The organism is Pseudanabaena biceps PCC 7429, from assembly GCF_000332215.1.
Lineage (GTDB): Bacteria > Cyanobacteriota > Cyanobacteriia > Pseudanabaenales > Pseudanabaenaceae > Pseudanabaena > Pseudanabaena biceps.
Genome location: NZ_ALWB01000383.1, coordinates 1 through 2110 on the forward strand (window position 1 = coordinate 1; position 2110 = coordinate 2110).

Annotated in this window: 2 protein-coding genes and 1 pseudogene; 1 reads left to right on the forward strand and 2 read right to left on the reverse strand. The window is 41.8% G+C overall.

Features of this window, described 5'->3' with window-relative positions; genetic code table 11:
* Positions 1 to 167: 167 nt before the first annotated feature.
* On the reverse strand, positions 168 to 938 hold the full coding sequence (gene hisF, locus PSE7429_RS22530; RefSeq protein ID WP_009629708.1) for an imidazole glycerol phosphate synthase subunit HisF: 771 nt from the start codon (positions 936 to 938) through the stop codon (positions 168 to 170).
* A gap of 472 nt (positions 939 to 1410) precedes the next feature.
* Between hisF and PSE7429_RS22540 the strand changes: the two genes are divergently transcribed.
* Positions 1411 to 1872, forward strand: a complete 462-nt coding sequence (locus tag PSE7429_RS22540; protein ID WP_009629709.1) for a hypothetical protein — start codon at positions 1411 to 1413, stop codon at positions 1870 to 1872.
* A 10-nt stretch (positions 1873 to 1882) separates the two neighbouring features.
* On the opposite strand, the pseudogene PSE7429_RS25355 reads toward PSE7429_RS22540, so the two are convergent.
* Positions 1883 to 2110, reverse strand: a pseudogene (locus tag PSE7429_RS25355) (ISKra4-like element ISMae18 family transposase); the annotation flags it as partial.

Consider the following 2110-nt stretch of genomic DNA (forward strand, 5'->3'; position numbering starts at 1 on the left):
TTGCTACGCAAACCCTTTCTCAAAGCTCGTTTCAAATTATCCCGAACTCACGTTAGCTACAGTCACTTGACTTAGGAAAATCAAACCCCAAGAATTGACTAGCGGCGAAAAGCGCTGCCAGTCAATTCTTGGGGTTTATGTCTTAGAACATTTGGCGACAGCTATAACTAGATCGATCGCACAGGAACGTGATTCGCACGCAGGTAATCCTTAATTTCTGCGATCGTTAACTCTCCGTAATGCAGTAACGAAGCTAATAATGCGGCTTCAGCCCTACCTTCGGTGACTGCTTGCAGGATGTGATTGCAGTTGCCAGCTCCGCCCGAAGCGATCACAGGCACTTCCACTAAATCGGCAACTTGACGGGTAAGTTCCAGATCGTATCCCGCCTTTGTCCCATCCGCATCCATACTCGTTAGCAAAATTTCCCCCGCACCGCGCTTCACAACTTCCTGAGCCCACCAAAGGGCATCAATTCCCGTATTCTCTCTTCCACCGCGCACATATACATCCCAGCCCATATTTTGAGGATCGTTTCTGCGTCTAGCATCGATCGCCACGACGATACATTGATTGCCAAAGCGATCGCTGCTGCGGTTAATCAAATCAGGATCACTGACTGCCGCCGAATTCATGCTCACTTTATCTGCACCTGCCCTTAAAAGTTCGCGAATATTATCGAGATTGCGGACACCGCCACCCACGGTTAGGGGAATAAATACTTGCTCTGCGGTGCGATAGACCACATCTAAAATAATGTTGCGATCTTCATGAGTAGCCGTAATATCTAAAAAAACCAGCTCGTCAGCCCCTGCAAGGTTATAAGCCTGTGCTAACTCTACGGGATCGCCAGCATCCTTCAGATCGACAAAATTTACACCTTTGACGACGCGACCCGCTTTAACATCCAGACAAGGCAAAATGCGTTTTGCTAGCATAGACTTTTCAAATTTTCCCAAAAAATCACAACAATCAGCCCAAGAACGAACATTTTACAGCGCTTTATGTTGTAATACCAATTCAAAAAAATGGCGTTGCCATTTTTTGAATTGGTATTCTAGCTATATTCACTTAAGTCTGGACATCAAACCTACAGCACTTTGCGCTCAAACCCAAACCAAGAAGATTTTTGAAAGCTTTGCTTTGCAAAGCTTTCAAAAATCTTCTTGGTTTGGGTTTGAGCGCAAAGCGCTTTAAATTGAAATTTGTTATGAATACTGGGCAATTTTCATGATGGCAAGTGGAATCAATGTGCTAAAAATTCGTGCTAACTAGATTTTATTAATATAAATCTTAAAAATATAGTGACAATCCCTATTTATTGCCTCTAACTACTCTTGTTTTTTACATATAAGCTATGATGATGCGACAATATATGTATCGACTTAGAACCTTAGTAATCAATTTCTTGTGCTATCTATTATTGAAATATTGATAATCGCTAAAACTGTGTTTCTTCCAGCAGATTTTACGGTTAATTATGCAAAGACATTTACCTCCCTTTTTCATTTAGTAGATAGCTCTCAAAATTCTTGCTTGCCTATACCTGATCAATCCCCCTTACCTTCACCCTTATCAAGCCGTGAAGTCCAATTTGTGCAATATAAAGCTCTTGGTAAAGTTAAGGTTGAAAGTTCTTTTATCCGTATCAATGGTAAAGAAGAATTCAACTCTCGCGAAGACTCGATTGCTAACGAACGCCTGAGAATATACCGTGAAGGAAAAGTTCTTTATGAAAGCAAATCAATTCCTGAAAGTACTTACGCTTATGGGATAGGTTTTTACTTGCATGATATCGATCTAGATGGCGAGCCAGAAGTGATTGTTTTAGGCGATCGAAAGACGTACGGGAGCATCTCAATTAGGCACTGAGTAAATATACTTAGGCAAGATTGAGGTTGAGATAAGCGCAACGATGTTTAAGAACTTGGGGAAGATTATCGCGCTTCCACTGAGCACCAGATATTTTGATTCTACGCCCAATTTGCTTGATAGTAGATTCAACAGCACCAGAGCCAATGGTAATTCCTTGTGTTTGAAAAGCTTGGTAGTCAGGGGATACGGAGGCGGTGTCTTTCGAGATAGGCTATAAAAGTTCGTAACTTGAGGA

Coding starts and splice junctions, on each gene's coding strand:
- hisF (WP_009629708.1), bottom strand. CDS start 938: ATGCTAGCAAAACGCATTTTGCCTTGTCTGGATGTTAAAGCGGGTCGC.